Origin of the sequence: Plantactinospora soyae (assembly GCF_014874095.1) — a bacterium.
GTDB classification, from domain to species: domain Bacteria; phylum Actinomycetota; class Actinomycetes; order Mycobacteriales; family Micromonosporaceae; genus Plantactinospora; species Plantactinospora soyae.
Window position 1 is genome coordinate 5,924,392 of sequence record NZ_JADBEB010000001.1, and the last position, 18,954, is coordinate 5,943,345.

Annotated in this window: 15 protein-coding genes and 1 pseudogene; 10 read left to right on the top strand and 6 right to left on the bottom strand. The window is 70.0% G+C overall.

Annotation, left to right across the window (positions count from 1 at the left end; genetic code table 11):
• Positions 1–128: 128 nt before the first annotated feature.
• From H4W31_RS44395 to H4W31_RS25845, 3 genes are all read right to left on the bottom strand, one after another.
• Positions 129–731, bottom strand: a complete 603-nt coding sequence (locus H4W31_RS44395) for a response regulator (protein WP_192769026.1) — start codon at positions 729–731, stop codon at positions 129–131.
• Positions 728–1,888, bottom strand: coding sequence for a sensor histidine kinase (locus H4W31_RS44400; protein WP_318783407.1), 1,161 nt, complete (start codon positions 1,886–1,888; stop codon positions 728–730). Before H4W31_RS44400 ends, H4W31_RS44395 begins: the two co-directional genes overlap by 4 nt.
• 313 nt (positions 1,889–2,201) lie before the next feature.
• Positions 2,202–3,539, bottom strand: a complete 1,338-nt coding sequence (locus H4W31_RS25845; protein ID WP_192769027.1) for a S8 family peptidase — start codon at positions 3,537–3,539, stop codon at positions 2,202–2,204.
• Positions 3,540–4,064: 525 nt separating this feature from the next.
• On the opposite strand from H4W31_RS25845, the gene H4W31_RS25850 reads away from it, so the two are divergent.
• The 8 genes and pseudogenes from H4W31_RS25850 to H4W31_RS25890 all read left to right on the top strand — a co-directional run bounded on the left by H4W31_RS25850 (position 4,065) and on the right by H4W31_RS25890 (position 10,841).
• On the top strand, positions 4,065–4,295 hold the full coding sequence (locus H4W31_RS25850) for a hypothetical protein (RefSeq protein ID WP_192769028.1): 231 nt from the start codon (positions 4,065–4,067) through the stop codon (positions 4,293–4,295).
• 27 nt (positions 4,296–4,322) lie between these two features.
• The gene (locus tag H4W31_RS25855; protein WP_192772383.1) at positions 4,323–5,054 is read left to right on the top strand and encodes a peptidylprolyl isomerase; all 732 of its coding nucleotides are present in this window, start codon (positions 4,323–4,325) and stop codon (positions 5,052–5,054) included.
• 366 nt (positions 5,055–5,420) lie between these two features.
• A complete protein-coding gene (locus H4W31_RS25860; RefSeq protein WP_192769029.1) occupies positions 5,421–5,594 on the top strand; it encodes a hypothetical protein in 174 nt (57 codons plus the stop codon).
• A gap of 351 nt (positions 5,595–5,945) precedes the next feature.
• Positions 5,946–6,905, top strand: a complete 960-nt coding sequence (gene bla / locus H4W31_RS25870; protein ID WP_192769030.1) for a class A beta-lactamase — start codon at positions 5,946–5,948, stop codon at positions 6,903–6,905.
• Between the two features lie 73 nt (positions 6,906–6,978).
• Positions 6,979–7,422, top strand: a complete 444-nt coding sequence (locus H4W31_RS25875) for a hypothetical protein (RefSeq protein WP_192769031.1) — start codon at positions 6,979–6,981, stop codon at positions 7,420–7,422.
• Between the two features lie 149 nt (positions 7,423–7,571).
• Positions 7,572–7,841, top strand: a pseudogene (locus H4W31_RS25880) (DUF4158 domain-containing protein); the annotation flags it as partial.
• 520 nt (positions 7,842–8,361) lie between these two features.
• The gene (locus tag H4W31_RS25885; RefSeq protein ID WP_225945675.1) at positions 8,362–9,927 is read left to right on the top strand and encodes a serine hydrolase domain-containing protein; all 1,566 of its coding nucleotides are present in this window, start codon (positions 8,362–8,364) and stop codon (positions 9,925–9,927) included.
• 131 nt (positions 9,928–10,058) lie between these two features.
• Complete coding sequence (locus H4W31_RS25890; RefSeq protein ID WP_192769032.1) at positions 10,059–10,841, top strand: MerR family transcriptional regulator; 783 nt, start codon at positions 10,059–10,061, stop codon at positions 10,839–10,841.
• Positions 10,842–11,001: 160 nt separating this feature from the next.
• On the opposite strand, the gene H4W31_RS25895 is transcribed toward H4W31_RS25890, so the two are convergent.
• Positions 11,002–11,184: a hypothetical protein gene (locus H4W31_RS25895; protein WP_192769033.1), complete on the bottom strand. Its 183-nt coding sequence runs from the start codon at positions 11,182–11,184 to the stop codon at positions 11,002–11,004.
• Between the two features lie 46 nt (positions 11,185–11,230).
• On the opposite strand from H4W31_RS25895, the gene H4W31_RS25900 reads away from it, so the two are divergent.
• Positions 11,231–11,578, top strand: coding sequence for an erythromycin esterase family protein (locus tag H4W31_RS25900; protein ID WP_225945676.1), 348 nt, complete (start codon positions 11,231–11,233; stop codon positions 11,576–11,578).
• Positions 11,579–12,489: 911 nt separating this feature from the next.
• Positions 12,490–15,129, top strand: a complete 2,640-nt coding sequence (locus H4W31_RS44405; RefSeq protein ID WP_192769034.1) for a helix-turn-helix transcriptional regulator — start codon at positions 12,490–12,492, stop codon at positions 15,127–15,129.
• Here H4W31_RS44405 and H4W31_RS25910 read toward each other — a convergent pair.
• A complete protein-coding gene (locus H4W31_RS25910) occupies positions 15,117–16,958 on the bottom strand; it encodes an ABC transporter ATP-binding protein (RefSeq protein ID WP_192769035.1) in 1,842 nt (613 codons plus the stop codon). The genes H4W31_RS44405 and H4W31_RS25910 overlap by 13 nt on opposite strands.
• On the bottom strand, positions 16,951–18,789 hold the full coding sequence (locus H4W31_RS44410; RefSeq protein WP_192769036.1) for an ABC transporter ATP-binding protein: 1,839 nt from the start codon (positions 18,787–18,789) through the stop codon (positions 16,951–16,953). Before H4W31_RS44410 ends, H4W31_RS25910 begins: the two co-directional genes overlap by 8 nt.
• Between the last annotated feature and the right edge of the window lie 165 nt (positions 18,790–18,954).

Below are 18,954 nucleotides of genomic sequence, written 5' to 3' on the forward strand. Positions count from 1 at the left end.
GAGGTCCGGCGCGGCTGGTTGCTGGTCTTTCAATGGATTGCAGACGACGCGGGCGCGGCGACGTTTCGATGCTCTTGAGCGATTCTTTTCACCTGTGGCGTTCGCGGCGATGAAGGGTCACCCTCTCATCAGAGCCAGTCGTGTTCGCGTGCATAACGTGCCGCCTCGTGCCGGGTTCGTGTCTGGGTCTTCTGCATCGCGTTGGAGAGGTAATTGCGCACGGTGCCTTCGGCGAGGTGGAGCCGGGTGGCGATGTCGGCGACCGAGTACCCGTCACCGGTGGCCCGCAACACGTCGATCTCACGGTCGGTGAGGGGGCAGTCGTCGATGAGGGCGAGTGCGGAGACGTCCGAGTCGATCCATCGCCTGCCTTGGTGCAGCGCTGCGATGACCGACGCGATGTGGGCGGGTTCGGCCGACTTGCTGACGAAGCCCTGGACCCCGAGTTTCAGGGCCTTGCGGAGCACGCCGGGCCTGGCGTGCCGGGTCAGCATGAGGATCACCTGCCCCGGCCACCTCCGGCGGATCTGGGCGACCGCACCGAGCCCGTCCACGCCCGGCATCTCCAGATCGATGACGAGGACGTCGGGCCGGTGTCGCAGAACGGCCTGCACGGCGGCTTCGCCGTCCTCCGCCTCGGCGAGGACGGTGATCTGTCCCTCCAGGGGCAGCAGCGCTGCCAGGGCCTTGCGGAGCAGGACCTCGTCGTCAGCGAGCACCACGGTCGTCACTGGTGCACCTCCCGGGTTGTCACCGCGCCTGCGTCGGCACGGGCGCGCCGGAACACCGCGGCCGTCAGGAACTGCCCGTCCCTCTGTTCCACGGTCAACTCGCCTCCGTCGCCTGCCACCCGTTGTCTGAGGGCGGAGAGTCCCCGAAGTTCGGGAAGTGGGCCCTCCGGTACGCCGTCGTTGACGATGGTGATGCCGGACCCGGACAGGGTGATCCGTACCTGCGTGGCTTGTGCGTGTCGCAGGATGTTGGTCGTCGTCTCGCGCAGGACCTGGCCGAGCAGTTCGCTGGTGTGGGTGTCGACCTCGCCCGCGCGGTGAATGCGCACGCGGATGCCGGCGGCCTGATAGAGATTCTTCGCGTTCTCCAGCTCCGCGGACAGGTTGAGCCGTCGCTGGGCGTAGGCGAGTTCCTTGGTCGCGGTGATGGTGTCGCTGACCAGGGCGTAGATCTCCCGCAGTTCCTCCTCCGCTCGGTCGGCGTCGCTGCGCACCAGCCTCTGCGCCAGGGCGGTCTTCAGCTTCACCACATGCAGTGTGTGGCCCTGGATGTCGTGCAGGTCGCTGGCGAACCGGACACGTTCCCGGATGACTGCCAGTTCCGCCTCGCGTGCGCGGGACTCCTCCAGATCCTTGACGACGTCGTAGAACCGCTTGTTGGGAAACATGAGGCCCGTTATCACCACGGCGACGCCCGTGGGGATGAGGACGTAGTGCAGGAGGACGCCGCGTACGTCGTCGTGTGACACCAGCAGCCGCGACGCGCCCACCACGGCGATGTAGGCAGGCAGTGCGATGGCTGCCGTACCTCGGTAGCGCGTTAGCAGGGGGATGGTGAGAGAGCCCACGACGGCAAGGCCATAGGAGGCATTGGGGCTGCCGGTCAGCAGGGCTCCGGAGGGCCACACGGCCGCCGTGACAATCAGGCAGGGGAGTGCCACCCGGGCGATGTCGTTCGCTGCCCACCGGACGAAGGCCACCAGGGCCGCCGCCACGCCCAGGGTCAGGAGGGTCGCCTCCCACCAGGTCCGGGCGTCGACCGCCACCACCAGGGCCCCGCCGACGACGAGCGGCGGAAGCAACATGGTGAGGTTGAGCCTGCGCAGCCGGTCCGGTGTCGAATCGGGGCTCTCGGACGTCGTGGATGTCGGGCTCACCGGTCGTTCGCCGGCCAGGATCTCAAAACGCGAGGGTAGAGGCCGGACCTGTCAACGGTCAGCGGAATGCGCAGCGGTCGGGCGTCCATGTACGGCTCTCTCGGGGTTGAACTGCGGAGTCTGCTCCCCAGTATTCGTCCCGCTCCGTGACGGCCACCAGTGACACTGCGTCATGGTTCTAACCGCAGGCAGGTCACGGCGAAGTGATGACGTGCCCGCACTGACCGGCGGGCGCGGCACCCGCTGTGATGGCCAACGCCGTCTCCTGAGTGCGGTCCCGCCCGGTATGGCACCGGGCGGGACCGCTGTGGGTTCAGGAGGAGGGCACGTAGAGCATCCGGCTGGTCGTGTTCGGCCGGGTGTTGAAGACCACGCCTGAGGTGGCGTTGGCGAGCACCTGGGCGTGCACCTGCGCCGGACTCCAGGTCGGATTCCCGGCCAGGATCAACGCGGCGGCGCCGGCCACGTGCGGGGCGGCCATCGAGGTACCGGTCTTGCTGGCCACCGCAGTGTCGTTGAGGTGACCGGCGGAGAGGATGTCCTGCCCGGGGGCGAACAGGTCCACGCACGGGCCGTGGTTGCTCAGCCAGGCGGCGCCGTCGTCCGGCCAGGTGTACCCGACGGTGAGCACCGCCGGGATGAAGGCGGGCGTCTTCTCACAGGCGTCCCTGCCATCGTTGCCAGCGGAGGCGACGACGGTCACCCCGGAGTTGATCAGCCCGTTGGTCGCGGCCTCGTACGCGCCAGGGGTGAGCGAAACCGATCGGCCGAAGCTCATGTTCGCCACGGCGGGACGTTGCGCGTTCGCGGTGACCCAGTCGATCGCCTGGGTGGTCGAGGCGATGTCACCGGTGGCGTCGCAGGCAAAGATGCGTACCGCGACCAGGGTGACGTTCTTTGCCACTCCGTACGTCGTGCCGCCCAACGAGCCGGCGACGTGGCTGCCGTGCCCGTAGCAGTCGTCGGCGGTCCCGCCGTCCACCACGTCGATGCCGTTGACGACCCGGCCGCCGAAGTCCTGATGGGTGAAACGGATGCCGGAGTCCAGGACGTAGGCGCGCACGCCCGAACCGCCCGAGGACGGGTAACTGAACGAGTTGTTCAGCGGCAGGTTGCGCTGATCCACCCGGTCCAGCCCCCACGACGGCGGATTTGGCTGCGTGCCGAGCGGTGTGACGGATGCGGCGCTGCCTTCCAAGCGCACCCGACGGTTCTGCTCCACGAAGGCCACCGACTCGTCGGCGGCGATCCGCTGGGCCGCCGCCTCGCTGGCCTCGATCGTGAACCCGCGCAGTGCGGCGGAATATCGGTGCCCCACCGTTCCTCCGTGCCGGTCGGTGAGCGACCGCGCCGTACGTTCCACCGCGGCTCGGGCCACCCGCTGATCCGATGTGGACGGCGTGCCGCCCGGCACCCGGTCACCTTCCGTCAGCACGCCGCTGCCCTTGAGTACGACGCTGTCCTTCAGTACGACGATGTAGCTGCCCAGCACGGCGGCTGGCTCGCCGGCACCGAGGATCGCACCCGGCGCGGCTGCCGCCGGTGGCGCGGCGCTGACGAGCGACGCCGTTCCGACCACGACGGCCATCGACATCGCGCCGACCAGACGCGAGATGTTGTACCGGTGCAGATTGGCATGCGGATACCGCATCGACTGCCTCCCCGATCGATACCCCGTTGCGGTCCCCGTTGTCCCGCACCCCGACGGAGACATCGATCACCGCCGAGATTATCCGGTGGCGGACCAGAATGCGCAGACGCGCCGATGGCGAGGCGGGGGTAGTGCTCTCGGTCAATGAGTGGATCTCAGCGACGCCGGTACCCGCAACGGCAGCCGCGCCTTGACCTGCTTGCGTCGGGTCGCCGGCGACATCCGACGCCGGCTATGAAAGAGCAGGTCACGGCATCGAGATCTGGTCAGGCGACCCCTGGCGGCCACCGACTCCACGTCGACAACCGTGCCTGTGACCGGCTACGGCGCGGCCTGCGCTGGCAAGGCGTCCATCGTCCTGTAACACTGTCCCGGCGATCCGGCAGGCTCCCGCCAGTCCTGGCCCGATCCCAGCCGACACCTCACGGCGAAGGAATCAACGGTCAACAACAGTTCCACGTTCGGCTTCCAGCGGCGCAGATGGTGGCACTCGCCAGGCGGGTCCTGCTCGTCACGTTGATCGTCGTGGCGACGCTCTTCCTGGCCTGTCGGGTCGCTGTCGTCGGATCACTGGAATACCACTTCGGCGCTGGGTTCGACGACCGACGGTTCGACGAGCTGGAGACGGAGTTTGATCGCGGGCAGGCGGCCTTCATCAAGGCCGAGGCCCGGCTGCGGGAGTTGGTGGCCGAGCCGCCGGAGTCTGGAGAAACCGTGCTTCCGTGGAAGCTTGACGAACGCATCGATGTCCGTTAGACCGTGCGGGAAGACTCTTACCGGTCGATGGAGGACAACGTGATCCCACGCCGCATCACCGTCACGGTGCTCGCCGCCGGCTTGCTCCTCGGCGCTGGCGCCACTCCGGCACCTGCCGCCGCCGCGCCGGCGGAGGTGACGAAGGGGCCCTGCCGGTACACCGAGACTCCGGACGATCCGGCGGCGCGACCGGTACCGCTGCCGCGCGATCCCCGGCACACCCCGGACCGTGGCACGGTGGCGACCACCCTGGTCACCAACCTCGGCCTCATTCCGCTTACCCTCGACCGCGCACAGGCGCCCTGCACCGTGCAGAGTTTCCTGCACCTGGCGGGGCACAGGTTCTACAACCGGACCATCTGCCACCGGCTCACCACGTACCCGACGCTGAAGGTGCTGCAGTGCGGCGACCCGACGGGTACGGGTGAGGGTGGCCCTGGGTACCGGTACAAGGACGAACTGCCGACGGACCTGCCGCCCGCGCCCACCGACCCGACCGGCGCGCGGAAGGTCTACGCGCGCGGGGTGCTCGCGATGGCCAACGCCGGGCCGGACACCAACGGCAGTCAGTTCTTCCTGGTCTTCGCCGACTCGGCACTGCGACCGGACTACACGATCTTCGGCAGCGTGCGGCCACTCGGTCTGCGTACCCTCGACCGGATCGCCGCGGGCGGCGTGGCGCCGACGGCCGAGGATCCGGCCCCGGTCGACGGCGCCCCGGCCCTGCGCACGGAAATCTGCCTGGTGCCTCGCCTTTGAACGTTGATCGGGTAACCGCCGTCCGGGGCCAGCCGGCCCCGGACGTCACGCACCACCCGGCGGCGGGCGGGCGCGGGTTCGGGGCGGTTCGCCGGGCGGCCGTCGGCGTCGGATCGGCGTAGCCGCCCGGCGTGGCCACGAGAGGTCCCGAAGGAGCCGCGAGGCAGGGCGCCGATCGGCGGCGGTGGCCTCAGGCCCGGTAGGGGTGCGCTGCCCGGGCGTCGCGCAGCACCCGCGCCCACCAGGTGATCTGGTCCAGCAGCGCCTTCGCCGCCTGGTTGACCGGCCGCTGTCCAACGGCTCGCCCCGATCGTCGAACTTGCCGTGGCGCATTGGGAAGCTGACCGTCTCGCGGACGGTCACGGTGTGCAGTTCGCCGAAGACCACCCGAAGCCTGGTTACACGCGCGGGCTCGACATCACGCTCTGGGGCATGACGGCCATGGCCGCGGCCACCGTGCTGCTGGTCGCGCCGCTGCTGCATCGCCGCCGGTCCGCCCCGGCGCCGTTGACACCGGCGGAGCCGGTGGGCCGTTCCTGACGACGCCGAAAGGGGACGGCAGGCGTTGCCCGCCGTCCCTTCGCTTCCCGCCGGACCGGTCAGGGCACCACCGCGAACTGGGCCACGGCCAGTCGGAACGGGCGTTGCTTGGCACGCTCGGCGTCGTGCTCCATCGCCTCGACGAGTTCGACCAGCCGCCGGGCCGAGGACAGCATGTCCCGGCCGAACGGGGTCAGTGTGACGTTTCGCGACGACCGGTCGAATCTGTCTTGGACAGCATGTAGTGCCGGATGCCAGACTGCCTTCTGCCCGACCTAGCCCAACTCTTCGGGTAGATAGCGGTTTGCCAGTAATGGGGCTTTCAGTACTCGTTCCAGTGGAGGGAAGACCATGACGTCACGACAACCGGCCGTCACCCGCCGCGCTCTTCTCGGGGCTATGGCACTCGTGCCGTTGGCCGGATGCGCGGAGGGCGGGCGGACAGCGACACGACCGTCGGCTGGAGCGTCCCCTTCACCTTCCCCTTCCACCACCGTGCCTGCCCACCACGGTCAACTGGTCGAGCTGGAACGGAAGTTCGACGCACGCCTGGGGGTGTATGCCCTCGCCACCGGCACCGGGGCCACCATCGCCCACCGGGCGGACGAACGGTTCGCCTTCTGCTCGACGTTCAAAGGACTGGCGGCAGCGGCGGTCCTGCACCGCAATCCGCTCACGCGCCTGGACAAGGTCGTCAGGTACGCCGAAGGCGACCTGATGAAGAGCGCCGCCATCACCAGGCGGCATGTGGCCACCGGAATGACGATCCGACAACTCTGCGATGCCGCGGTCCGTTACAGCGACGGAACGGCCGGCAACCTCCTGCTCCGCGATCTCGGCGGGCCTGCCCAGTTCACGGCGTACGTGCGTAGCCTCGGCGACACGGTCACGAGGATGGACCGGATCGAGCCGACGATCACGGAAGCCACCCCGGGAGATCCCCGCGACACCACCTCGCCTCGGGCATTCGGTACGAATTACCAGCAGATCCTGCTGGGGGACGCCCTGCCGGCGGACAAGCGTGCCCTCCTCCGCGACCTGCTGGAACGCAACGCCACCGCTGCTGGCGCGCAGCGTATTCGGGCTGGCGTGCCACGGGGATGGACCGTCGCGGACAAGACCGGGACCGGCGACTACGGCACCGTCAACGACATAGCAGTGGTGTGGCCTCCGAATGCCGCGCCACTCGTGATCGCGATCATGTCCAGTAAGGCCACCAAGGACGCCAGGTACGATCAGGCCCTCCTCGCCGAGGCCGCCGCATATGTAGTGGCCAGCCTCATGGAACAGGCAGGGCCGGCTGCCGGCTGACGCCTACCCGGCGGCGACGCAGCCCCGCAACGCGTCTGCCTCGGCCCCGGCAGGAAAGGAAGATCCAACCGAGATGGGCATCGTCGCGAGCTCTCTTCTGATCGCCGTACCCGCCCTACTCGTGCTGTGGCTCTGGGTCAGACCGCTGCTCATCGGCCGGTGGAAGACCCCAGGCTGGTTCATCGGAACAGCCGGGTTCTGCGTCGTCGCCGCCGCCGTCACGTGGTTCATCGGCGCCTTCGCGGGTACCTCGCTGGACCCGGAAGAGTCCTGCCACACGGCCGGCGTTGTCTACGACAGCGCCTACCGCTCCGCCAATTGGCAGGAACCTTCGCGACTCTTCCCCCTGCACAACAGGTGTAACGCCACCTACGACCTGGTCCCGGTATGGATCAACCCGGCCCTGGTGCTCCTGCTCCTGCTGGCCACGACCTGCGTGGGCGTGGCCGTCCGGCTGGCAGTCGCAGCCCGACGAACCACGAAGGCAGAGCGTGAACGCGTCCATCGTCAACGGTAGCCATCGGTGGCTCAGTCAAGGCACGGCGCACGGACGGAGGACCTTATCTGCACTTCACCCGATCGGTTGAACGCTTGCGCTGCGTAGGGCTGTTGTGCGGCTGTGCCTGTTGAGTTCCTGTCTGATGACCAGGCGCGGCCGCGTACGAGCGGTTCGTCGGCGATCTGAGCCGGTCGGAGTTGGGGGGCTTCTTCCTGCTCGACAGCACCGCATCGGACCTGATCGCGAACAAGCGCGGTGAGCACAACCGGCTCGGGGTGGCGGTGCAGATCGGGACGGTGCGGTATCTGGGCCACTTCCTGACCGAGGATCCCCTGGAGGTTCCCTGGTCGGCGGTGGAGCACGTGGCCGGGCAGTTGGACGTCGCGGACCCGTCGGTGATCAAGCAGGTACACCGAGCGGTCGAAGACGGTGTATGAGCACGTGTGGGAGATCAGCGCCGCGTACGGGTACCGGGACTTCGCCGACTCGGGGGGTGCTGGAGTTCGTGAGTGCCCGGGCGTTGATTCATGCCGAGGGCGCGGTGGCGTTGTTCGAGCAGGCCAAGGCGTGGCTGCGTCGGGAGCGGGTGCTGCTGCCCGGGGTCAGTGTGCTCTGGCTCGGCTGGTTTCGACGGTGCGGGAGGCTGCGGACCAGCGCATGTACCAGACCCTCGCGGAGGCCGACCCATATGAGACAGCGTTGCCGTAGGTCGGCCTCTCGGGAGGGCGCGCACCGGACCCGTCTCGCTTACCGATCGGCTAACGGAACACCACTGGACTCCCGCGCGGGATGCGACTGTCACCCGGCCGGGGGACGGCGTCCTGCTCCCAAAGCTGTCTCAAACCCCGGTGCAGCTGTGAGCTAGATCATGGTTGAGGTTGACCTTGGGTCAGGGTGGAAGCTCGGCGCAGCGGCGCGACGCCGACCCGGACATAAGAACTTCGAAGGGCAACCACCATGACGATCACCCTTTCCGATCAGGACAAGAGCACCCTGCGGATTGCCGCGTACGGCGCCGTGGCGTTGATGGCCGCCGCCGGTGCCGCCGGCGAGCCTCACAAGATCGCCACCTCCGGCAGCATCGCGCTGGGCTCGGCCACCGGCCTGATCGGGCATGTGCTCGCCGACCACCAGGAGGGCAAGGACCTGACCGGCAAGTCCGTGGCCGAGATCACCGACCGCGTGCTGCCGGCCCTGACTGCGGCCATGAACCTCCTGAAGCAGCAGGATCCGGCCGAGGCCGACAACTTCCGCCGCACCGTCCTCGTCGCTGTCGAGACCGTCCAGATGCGCCAGGGCCGGCCGAGCCCCGCCACGCCCGAGATGGTCCGCAAGATCACCGAAGCTCTCGACGCCGCCAGGGTGGCCGTTGCGGACAGCGGGGCCGTGCCGGAAGCTGCAACCGGGCAGGATCGCCCGGAGCTACAGAAGGCGATCGAGGAGATCGTCGATTCCGGTTTCGTCGGGGTGTCGCTGCGCGTGCACGATGAGCGGGGCGAGTGGGTCCGCAGCGCCGGGGTGGCCGAGCTGGGCGGGACCGCGAAGCCGCCGGTCAACGGGCATGCCCGGATCGGCAGCAACACCAAGACCTTCACCGCGACCCTGGTGCTGCAGCTGGTGGCTGAGGGCAAGATCGAGCTGGACACCCCGGCGGCCGACTACCTGCCCGAGTTCGGGCTGGACCGGCGGATCACGGTGCGGATGCTGTTGCAGCACACCAGCGGGCTGTTCAACTTCACCGGTGAGGTATACGACGACGGGACGATCGTGCACGGGATCCCCGTGCCCTACGGCACCACGGGCAAGGAGTGGGTGGACAAGCGGTTCCACACCTACCGGCCCGAGGAGCTGGTACGTCTGGCGCTGTCCAAGCCGGCCCGGTTCGAGCCGGGGACGGGCTGGAGCTACTCCAACACCAACTACGTGCTGGCCCGGCTGCTGATCGAGAAGGTCACCGGCCGCTCGCTGGCCGAGGAGATGCAGCGACGGATCCTGGGGCCGCTCGGGCTGTCGGGCACGGTGGTGCCGGACGCCTCGCCGGAGATTTCTGAGCCGCACGCCCACGTCTACTACCGCTACGAGGAAGCCGGCCAGCAGAAGACGATCGACGTCACCCGTTACAACCCCTCCTGGGTCTCCACCGGCGGTGACATGATCTCGACCAGCCAGGACCTCCACACGTTCATCTCCGCGCTGATAGGCGGCAAGCTCCTGCCGGCCCCACTGCTGGCCGAGATGTGCACCCCACACGCCACGGGCATCCCGAACATGGACTACGGGCTGGGAGTGTTCGTACAGAAAACGGACTGCGGCGGCACCGTCATCACCCACAACGGCGGCAACGTCGGCTCCGCGACGCTGATGTACAGCACGCCCGACGGCAGCAAGACCCTGACCGCCGTACTGAACTGTGTGGGCGACGCCGACATGTCCATAGCGACAGCGTTCCAGAACGCCCAGCAAAGGCTCGTCAACGAGGTGTTCTGCGGCGAGCAGGCCGATCCGGCTCAGCCAGCGGACTGAACACCTGTGACCCGTACGCCTTGAGAGGCGACCCCTTCCGGTCGTGGATCAGGTAGAACGCAAACTGGGGCCGCATGCTCGGCTGCGGTCTGCCTAGTCGCCGAGCTCGAGCACAAGGCAGGATTTTGCCGATGAACGGAGTCACGATCGGGCAGGCGGCGGCATTCGTCGGCGTCACAGTGAAGACGGTGCGGCACTACCACAAGCTCGGCCTGGTGAAGGAGCCGGAACGCGACAGCTCCGGCTACCGCAGGTACGGATCGGCCGAGCTGTTGCGGCTGGTGCGGGTCCGGACGCTGGCCGCCGCCGGGGTGCCGCTGGCCGAAGTCGGGCCCCTGCTCGACGCCGACGCCGCGCTGTTCGCCGCCGCGCTCACCGACGTCGAGCGGCAGCTCGCCGAACGGATCGAGGAGCTGATCGCGCGCCGTGACATGCTGCGCCGGCTCGCCGACGGAGACCGGGCCCTGCTGCCCGACCGCGCCGTGGCGCTGCTGGAGCGGCTGTCCGGCGTCGGCCTCCCCGCGGACGAGGTGGCGGCCACCAGGGAGGGCTGGGTGCTGGCCAGGGCCCTGGTCCCCGAGGGCTTCGACGACTACCTCACCCATGTCGAGAACGCTCTCGACGACCCCCGCTTCGTCACGTTGATCAAGCGCGCCACCGAAGCCACGGCATGGGAGCCGGACGACCCGCGCCTGGCCGAACTCGCCACTGCCATTGCCGACCACTTCCTCGCCAACCCCGCACACCTGAAGATCGTGACCGGCCTGCAAGCCCGCACCGACGCCGCGGCCCGGTACCACCTGATCGCCCACTACGGCGAAGAGCAGGGATCGGCCACGGCCCGGGGGGTCGCGCTCGTCGAGGCCAAGCTCCGCGCCGCGGGCGTCCATATCCCCAGACCAGACACCCGCTGACCGGCCGGGATCTGCCGGCAGACACCGCTGGAGCGGCTCGTCCCACGCTAGGTGCATCGCCTCAGCCATCCACGCGTGCTTCGAAGGAGCGGCCAACGGACAGGATCGCGCGGCCAGGCCGGGCACGACGGGCGATTCGCCGTCCAGCTCAAGGAAAGCCTCAGGACAAGGACGCCGGCCGTGGCCGCGATCCTGGCCGGTACACCCCCTCCTCATCCACGCCGCCGTCGCCCTCAGGCACGTCGGGTGTCTCGCCGAGCTGCCGCAGCCCTTCGGCCGGCGCGGAGGAGGCGGTGGCGTAGCGGCCCAGGACGTTGAGGTGGGCGTGACCAGGGGCGGGCATCTCAGCATTCCTACGGTCGCTTCCCGCCCGCCCCGTCCTGCTCGGCTTGGGCGAGGCCAGGCACTTCGTGGGAGAACTGGGCGAGTTGCGCAACGAGATCTTCCGGCATCTGGTCGAGCACGAGGGCTACCGGTCGTTCGCCATCGAGAGCGACTGTTTGATGGGCCTCGTGGTGGACGACAACATCACAACCGGCGCGGGCACGCTCGATGGCGTCTTGGAACGCGGCTTCAGCAATAACTTCGGCACGGCACCCGGCAACCGCGACCTCGTGCGCTGGATGCGGGCCTATAACCAGGAGCATGACCAAAAGCTGCGGTTCTGCGCGTGGTGCAGCAGCGACTCCGGTCGAGTTCAAAGACAGAGTGCGACGTCATCAGGATGGACTCCTTGACGTACACCCCCCGCCAGTTCGGCGGCGGCGCGCGACGCGCCAGCGCGGCGGAGAAACTCGGCCGAATCCGTCCCAGCGCCGGTGGCCCTCCGAGGAAACGAGCGTGCATTCGGTCATGATCGCGTATCACCGACCCGAAGCACCCAGCCAGTGATAGGCATTACGTCGACGGTCTCGAACGCGCGAGCGCCACGTCGGTGGTCAGCTGTCCGCCGGGCCGGCCGAGACCGTCGCCGATGCTGTCCGGCGGGCAGCCCCTGCACGCTGGGTATCCGACAGACAGGATCCCCGCCATCAGGATGACGGCTACGATTTTCCCGACGCCGGGCGTAACCGTACGGATATTCGTGAGTGGGCATCTGAATAGTACAGCGAGCGTGGAATGCGTGTGGATGTCGGTTGCGGCCCTACTTCGTGTGATCGGAACGGTCAGTTGGTGCGCGCACGACGCATTTGCGGAGCCGTCGGTTCCTGTAGGGCCGCCCAGCCGCCGTCGATCATCGACCTGCTCGAGGGAGGAGTCGTGCGCATGACACGCGGATTGTCGGCATGGTCCGTCGGATCACTGCGGACGGTAATCCAGGCTGCGTCCAGTCGCGATCCAGTCGCGCCCGGCATTGTCGGCTGATCCAAGGAAATTGACATTGAGTTAATGCGCGTGATGCTGAGGTACCCGGATGTGACATCTGTGCACGGGCGCGATCCGGCAGGCCGAATCGATCGCTCGTAGGCGCGGTACGTGGGGCATTCGCCACATCGGCTACCGAACTGACCGCCATTTGGATGGGCGCCGGGAGGTTCTCGGAACGATCATGAGGTATTCGGACGCGGCGTGGTCGAGCCGCAGTCCGGGAGCGGCAAGTCGACATCTGGCGGGATGTCGGGTGTTCGCGGCAGGGAGGGGGCAATCCGTGGACCGCATCCGGACACCGCTGATCGCACGATCCGGCCTGGTCCAGCAGATCCTCACCGCGGTGACCACCGACCGTGGGGCCGTGCTGGTCGGGCGACGGGGGACCGGCCGTACGACGCTAGTCGAACTCGTGACCCGGCAACTGTCGGCCGAGCGTTATGCCGTGACCCGTACCACCGCCACCGAGGCGGGACGGCCGATCCCGTTCGGGCCGTTCAGCCAACTGTTTCCGGTCACCGGTGACCCGGCCCTCGTGCCGGGCCGGATCCGCGCCGAGCTGGTCCGACGTGGACAGTTGCGTACGCCGCTGCTGGTCGTCGAGGACGCGCACTGGATGGACGACCGGTCGGCGACCACGCTGCTCGGCCTCGCACACGACGGTCACATCCGGTTGATGGTCACCACCCGGGCGGACGTGGCGCCGCCCGACGCCGTCGTGGCGCTGTGGAAGGACCGGCATCTGCGTCGGGTCGACCTGCCACCGCTGGACCTGATGGAGACCGCGACCCTGATGCACACGATGCTCGGTCACACGGTCGCCTCGACCACGTTGCACCTGATCCACCAGTGGACCGGTGGCAACCCGCGGCTGGCGACCGAACTGCTCCGGCACGGCACCGCCAGCGGTCGGCTGGTCCGCGACCGGGGTCTGTGGTGGTGGCGTGGTCCGCTCAGCGTGCCACCGCATCTGGTCGAGTTGTTCCTGCCCGAACCCAACCGGCTCACCCCGACCCACCGGGACGCGCTGGCGGCGGTCGCCGTCAGTGATGAGCTACCGATCGAGCTGATCGACCGGGTCGCCCCGGACGCCGTCGAGGAACTGGAGGACCTGGACCTGTTGCGTACCACGGACACGGAGGACGGAGTGTCGGTGGGATTCGGCCATCCCTTGCTCCAGGCGATCGTCTGGGCGCAGGTGTCACCGGCCCGGCGGCGTCGGGTGGCGTCGGCGCTCATCGAGGCGGCCCGCGACACCGGTCCTACGACACCGGATCCGGTCACGGTTGCCCGCTGGCAGGTGGCCGCGGGCGTGCCGGCCACCACAATGGTGTTGACGGACGCCGCCCGCCGGGTCCGGCCGCACGATCCGGAGCAGGCGCTCCGGCTGGCCCGGGCCGCGTTCGACCGGGACCGGTCCGCGCGCACCAGCGTCGCGCTGGCCGACGCGCTCGCGGAACTCGGTAACGGCCGTGAGGCGCAGTCGATGCTTCACCAGGCGACCGCGTCCGACCACTGCGTCACCGGACGTGTCGTGCTTTCGGCGGCTCTCGCCCTGCACCGCTGTGCGGCGGAGCGTGATCCGGCGTCGGCCCACGCCGACCTGCGGGCGCTCCGCGCCGTCGCGTCGCTCGCCGCGTCGCACGTCGTCGACGGCGCCGACGCGCTGGTTCTACTGCTCGGTCAGCGTCCGGCCGACGCCATGCGGGTTGCCGACAGCTTGCTGCGCCGGCTGTCCGTCGGCGGCTCGTCCGTACTACGGTGCCGGATCGTCCGTACGATGGCGCTGGCCCTGGTCGGCCGCACCGACGAGGCGGCGGTCGAGGGCGCGGCGGCGCTGGCGGCTGCCGGTGGCGGTGTCCGGACCCCGGACATCGCGGGTATGGCCGCGGCGACCGTGTCCCTGGTCGGGCTGTGGCGGGACGGCAGCGCGCCCCCGCCGGTCACCGATCCGATCAGCGGGCGCTGGCCGAGGTTACCGGGGGCGGTGCCCGGAACCCGACTACGTGCCGTCGACTGGCCGCTGCTGGTCGGGTACGCACGGCTGCTCCAGGGCGAGTACGCCGCCGCGATCGCGCCGCTGCGTGAGGCGCTGGCGCAACAGGCGAGCGGGTTCCGGCCGTTCCGGTCGGAGGCGTCGGCGTGGCTCGCCGTGTCGTTCGCCGCGGCCGGTCGGCCGGACGACGCGCAGCGGGTGCTGGACCTGGATCCCCCGGACCGGCTGGCGGTGCTGCCGGGCCTGCGGCCGTGGGCCGACGGCGTGGTCGCCGCCGCCCGCGGTGACACCCGATCCGCCGGGTGGCGGCTCGAGGAGGCGGTGGCGGCGGCACACGCGGCGAGTTGCTGGAGCGTCGAGTTGCAGTATCTGACCTGGGCGGCGCGCCTGCCGCCCGCCGACCAGCCGGCCGCGCTGGCCGACCAGGTCACCCGCTGCCTCCGGTACGTCGAGGCGAGGCGGCTGGTGACCGAGGCGCGCGGCGAACTGGCACTGCTCAACCGCGACCGCGCGGGCCTGCTCGAACAGGCGATCCGGCTCGCCGAGATGGGGCTGCACCGGCGGGCATGGCGGCTGGCCGAGGCCGCCACGAAGGTGTTGACCGGACGCGATCAGGACTACGCCGGGGCCGTCGCGCTGGCCGGTCGGCTCCGCAGCGCCCTCGGCCTGCACACCCCGAACCTGGCATCGCCGACCCTGACGGCCCGGGAGAACGAGGTCGCGGCCCTGGCCGCCACCGGTCTACCCAATCGGGAGATCGCGACCCGGCTGGTCGTGTCGGCCAGGACCGTCGAGAGCCATCTGGCCCGGGTGTACCGGAAACTGGGCGTCGGTTCCCGTCGTGAGCTGCGGGCGGAGTGGTTCAGCCGGGCGATCGAGGGCGGCCCGGGGTCGCCGACCATCCTGGGCAGCTACCCGGTCTGAGTCGAGCCCGACCGGACCCCGTCCCGGGTCGCCGCCGCAGCCAGGACCGTCGGCCCGGCGCCGTACGCGGCGGCGTGCAGCGCGTACATCTCCGCGTACCGGCCGGCCCGGTCGATCAGCTCGGCGTGCGGGCCGTACTCGATTATCCGGCCCTCGTGCAGGACCACGATCAGATCCGCGTCACGTACCGTGGTCAGCCGGTGCGACACGACCACGGTGAGCGGTGCGTCGGCGGCTGACCGGGTCGGCGTGCGATACCTGCGCAGCAGTTCGGCTTCGCTGTCCGGGTCGAGGCTCGCCGCAGGCTCGTCGAGCAGCACCACCGTGGGCGTGGTCCGCATCCGGCCCCGGGCGAGGGCGAGCTTCTGCCACTGGCCGGACGACAGGTCGGTGCCGTCCGGGAAGGTCCGGCCGAGCCGACTGTCGAGCCCGGCGGGAAGTTCGCCCACCACGGTGGCGGCGCCCGCCGATTCCAGCGCCCTGCCCACCGCCTCCCGGTCGTCGATCGCGCTGAGCCGGCCGACCCCGACCGACTCCCTGGCCAGCAGTTCGAACCGGCAGAAGTCCTGAAAGACCGCGGTGACCCGGGTCCGCCACACGTCCGGATCCACCTGCGCCAGGTCCTGCCCGCCGAAGGTGATCCGTCCGGTCGACGGCGGGTAGAGACCCGCCAGCAGCGCGACCAGGGTGGACTTGCCGGCACCGTTGTCACCGACGATGGCGACGGTGGCGCCGGCGGGCAGCCGGAGGTCGATCGGTCCCAGCGCCGGCGTCGCCTCGCCGGGGTACCGGAAACTCACCCCGTCGAGGACGAGGTCGCCCTGCTCCGGCAGGTCCCGACTCCGCCCCTCGACGGCGCCGGGGTGCGGATATCCGGCCAGGCGCTGGTAGAGCGCGACGGTGTGCAGCGCACGACGCAGCCATCCGATCAGCCAGCTCAGTCCGATGGTGGCGCCGACCAGCCGGGTGCCGAGCAGCAGGACCAGGACGGCCTCGCCGGCCGACGCGGTGCCGGCGAGCACAGATCGGGTGACGAGGTACAGCCCGGCCACGAGCGCGATACAGAACAGCAGCCAACCCGCCGCCACCGCGACGGCGCCGCGGGTCCTGGCCGACTCCCGACGGCGTGCCGAGACGGCGAACGCCGCCCGGTGCCGGGCGGCGATCTCGTCGCCCAGCCGGTACAACCGGACCTCGGGGGCGGCGGCCGGATCGGTGGCCAGGGTCAACAGGGCGCGGCGTTGGCGGTCCGCCTCGGCACCGGCCACCTCGGCCGCGGCAACGGCGGTCGCCTGCCAGCGGACGGCGAGGGCCAGCGGCACGATGAACAGCGGCAGCAGGGCCAGCACCGGACTGACGATCGCCATCAGCGCCACCGCACCGGCGAACCGGGCCAACAGGCCGGCGTTCTCGACCAGCGCCGCGAATGCCCCGCCGAACTCGGTCCGGCGCTGCCGTACCAGCTCGGCCGTGTCGAGGAACTCGGGGTCGTGGTAGTGGCTGATGTGGGTGGGACCGGAGCACAGCGTCATCAGGCGGCGGTCGAACTCCAGCCCGACCCGCTGCTGGAGCACCTGCCGGAGATCGGTCGCGACCGCGCTCGCCTGGTGCACGAAGACGGTGACGAGGACGAGGACCAGTCCGCCGGTCAGCGCCTCGGTGACCTGCCGGGCGACCGCGCCGTCGACCATGCCGCGCAGTCCCAGCGCCTGCGCCGCCGCGACGATGTTGAACAGCGGGACGAACACCATGACCAACACCGCGCGTCGCGGGTCCGCCCGGACCGCGACGCCCACCACCAGACGGGCGGCGCTCAGCCAGTTACGCACGACGGCCCCCTGCGGAATCGGTGAAGGGCGCGGACTGCACCCGGAACATCTGGGCGTACCGGCCGTCGGCCGCGAGCAACTCGTCGTGACTGCCGTACTCGCTCACCCGGCCGTCCCGCAGCACGGCGATCCGCTCGGCGAGCCGGACGGTGGCGAACCGGTGTGACACCAGGATCGTGGTGATGCCGGCGGTGATCTCCAGGAACCGGGTGTAGAGCTCGTACTCCGCCTCGATGTCCAGGTGCGCGGTGGGTTCGTCCAGGACGAGAACCCTGGCACCCTGCCGCACCGAGTAGAGCGCCCGGCTGAGCGCCAGCCGCTGCCACTGTCCGCCGGACAACTCGGTCCCGCCCAGGTGGGCGCTGGTGAGCAGGGTGTCCCAGCCGTCCGCCAGCCCCAACTCCACGCCGAGGAAGCCACCGAGGCGGGCGGCCTCGACCACCGCGTCCCTGGTGGCGGCCGTCTCGATCGCGCCGAAGGCGATGTTGTCGCGGACGGAGAACGGGTACCGTCCGAAGTCCTGGAACACCACGGCCAGCTGCCGCCGCCAACTGGCGAGGTCGTATTCGTGCAGGTCCCGCCCGTCGACGCGGATCCGCCCGGCGTCCGGCCGGTACAGGCCGGCCAGCAACTTGGTGATGGTGCTCTTGCCGGCGCCGTTGTCGCCGACGATCGCGAGCGAGGATCCGGCCGGGATGACGAGGTCCAGGTTGTCGACGACCGGGCGGCGGTCGCCGGGGTATCCGAAGCGCACCCGCTCGAAGCGGATCTCGCGTTGGGGCAGCCGGGTGGCGGCCCGCCCGGTGACCGCGAGCGCCGGAGTGCCCAGCGCACTCACGGCGAGCGCCGGCGGTACGGCGGCACTGGCCAGCCGTAGCCGCCGTTGCAGGTCGCCGGTGAATCCCAGGGCGTAGAGACCCAGCAGCGACTGGAGGGCGATGGTCAGGTGTCCGATCGACGGGTCGCCGCTGCTGGCCCCGTACGCCAGCGGCACCACCACGATGACGTGTGCCGCCAGCAGCAGCGCGCTCGCCGCCAGGTGTCGACGGCCGTCGGTGGTCCTGCGCCGCATCTCGACGATGCCGTCCCACCACTCCCGGGTGAAGCGTTCGACGAGCCACTGGTGCAGGCCGAACAGGCGTACCTCCTTGGCCGACGGCGCGGTCGCCGTGATGTCGCGCAGGTACACCGCGTGTCGTAGCTGGACGGTCCTCGCGGTGTTGGCGACGACGGCGCGGGCCATCTCCTTCTCCTGCCAGCGGCCGGCGACGATCCAGCCGGCACCGAGTACGACGGGCATCCACCACTGCCCGGCCCAGCCCAGCAGGACCGCGGAGGCCAACCCGGTGAGTCGGAGCGGGACCAGGGCGGCCAGCGCGTCGACGGCCTGCCCGGGGGAGTGGCCGCCGATCTCGACCCCGCGTGCCTGCTCGAGCTGGTCGGCGACGTCCGGGTCGTCCAGGTGGTCGATCCCGCCGGGGCGAAGTGCGCCCTCGACGGTGCGTTGGGCCAGGCTGCCGTCGACCGCGGTACTCAGCTTCGCGGTGACCATGGCGCGGATCGGGTCCAGCGCGATGTCCAGGACGAGCGCCAGCGCCAGGAGGGTGAGCCCCGACCATGCCTGTCGGGACGCCGTCGGGCCACCGCCGGCGGTCAGCGCCGTGACCAGTCGCCCGATCGCCAGTGGCAGCAGCGCGACGCCCGCCACCTGTCCGGCGACGAGCGCGACGAGCAGCACGGTCAGCGGGGTGTCGACGCGCGGCAGCTCACGGACGAGTGCCGACACACTGCCAGGGCGGCGGGTCACGGTGGCTGTCGGTGAGGTCGACACGATGGGCACTCTCCTTGCGACGTCGACGGTTCGGTCCCCCAGCGCCGCGGTGGCCACCCACTCGGAGTGACCACCGCCATCAGGCACCTGCCCCTTACGAGGCGTCGACCGGCGGGTATGCGCGCATGATCCACCTCCTTCGCTGGCGACGGGCAGCTGACCGTG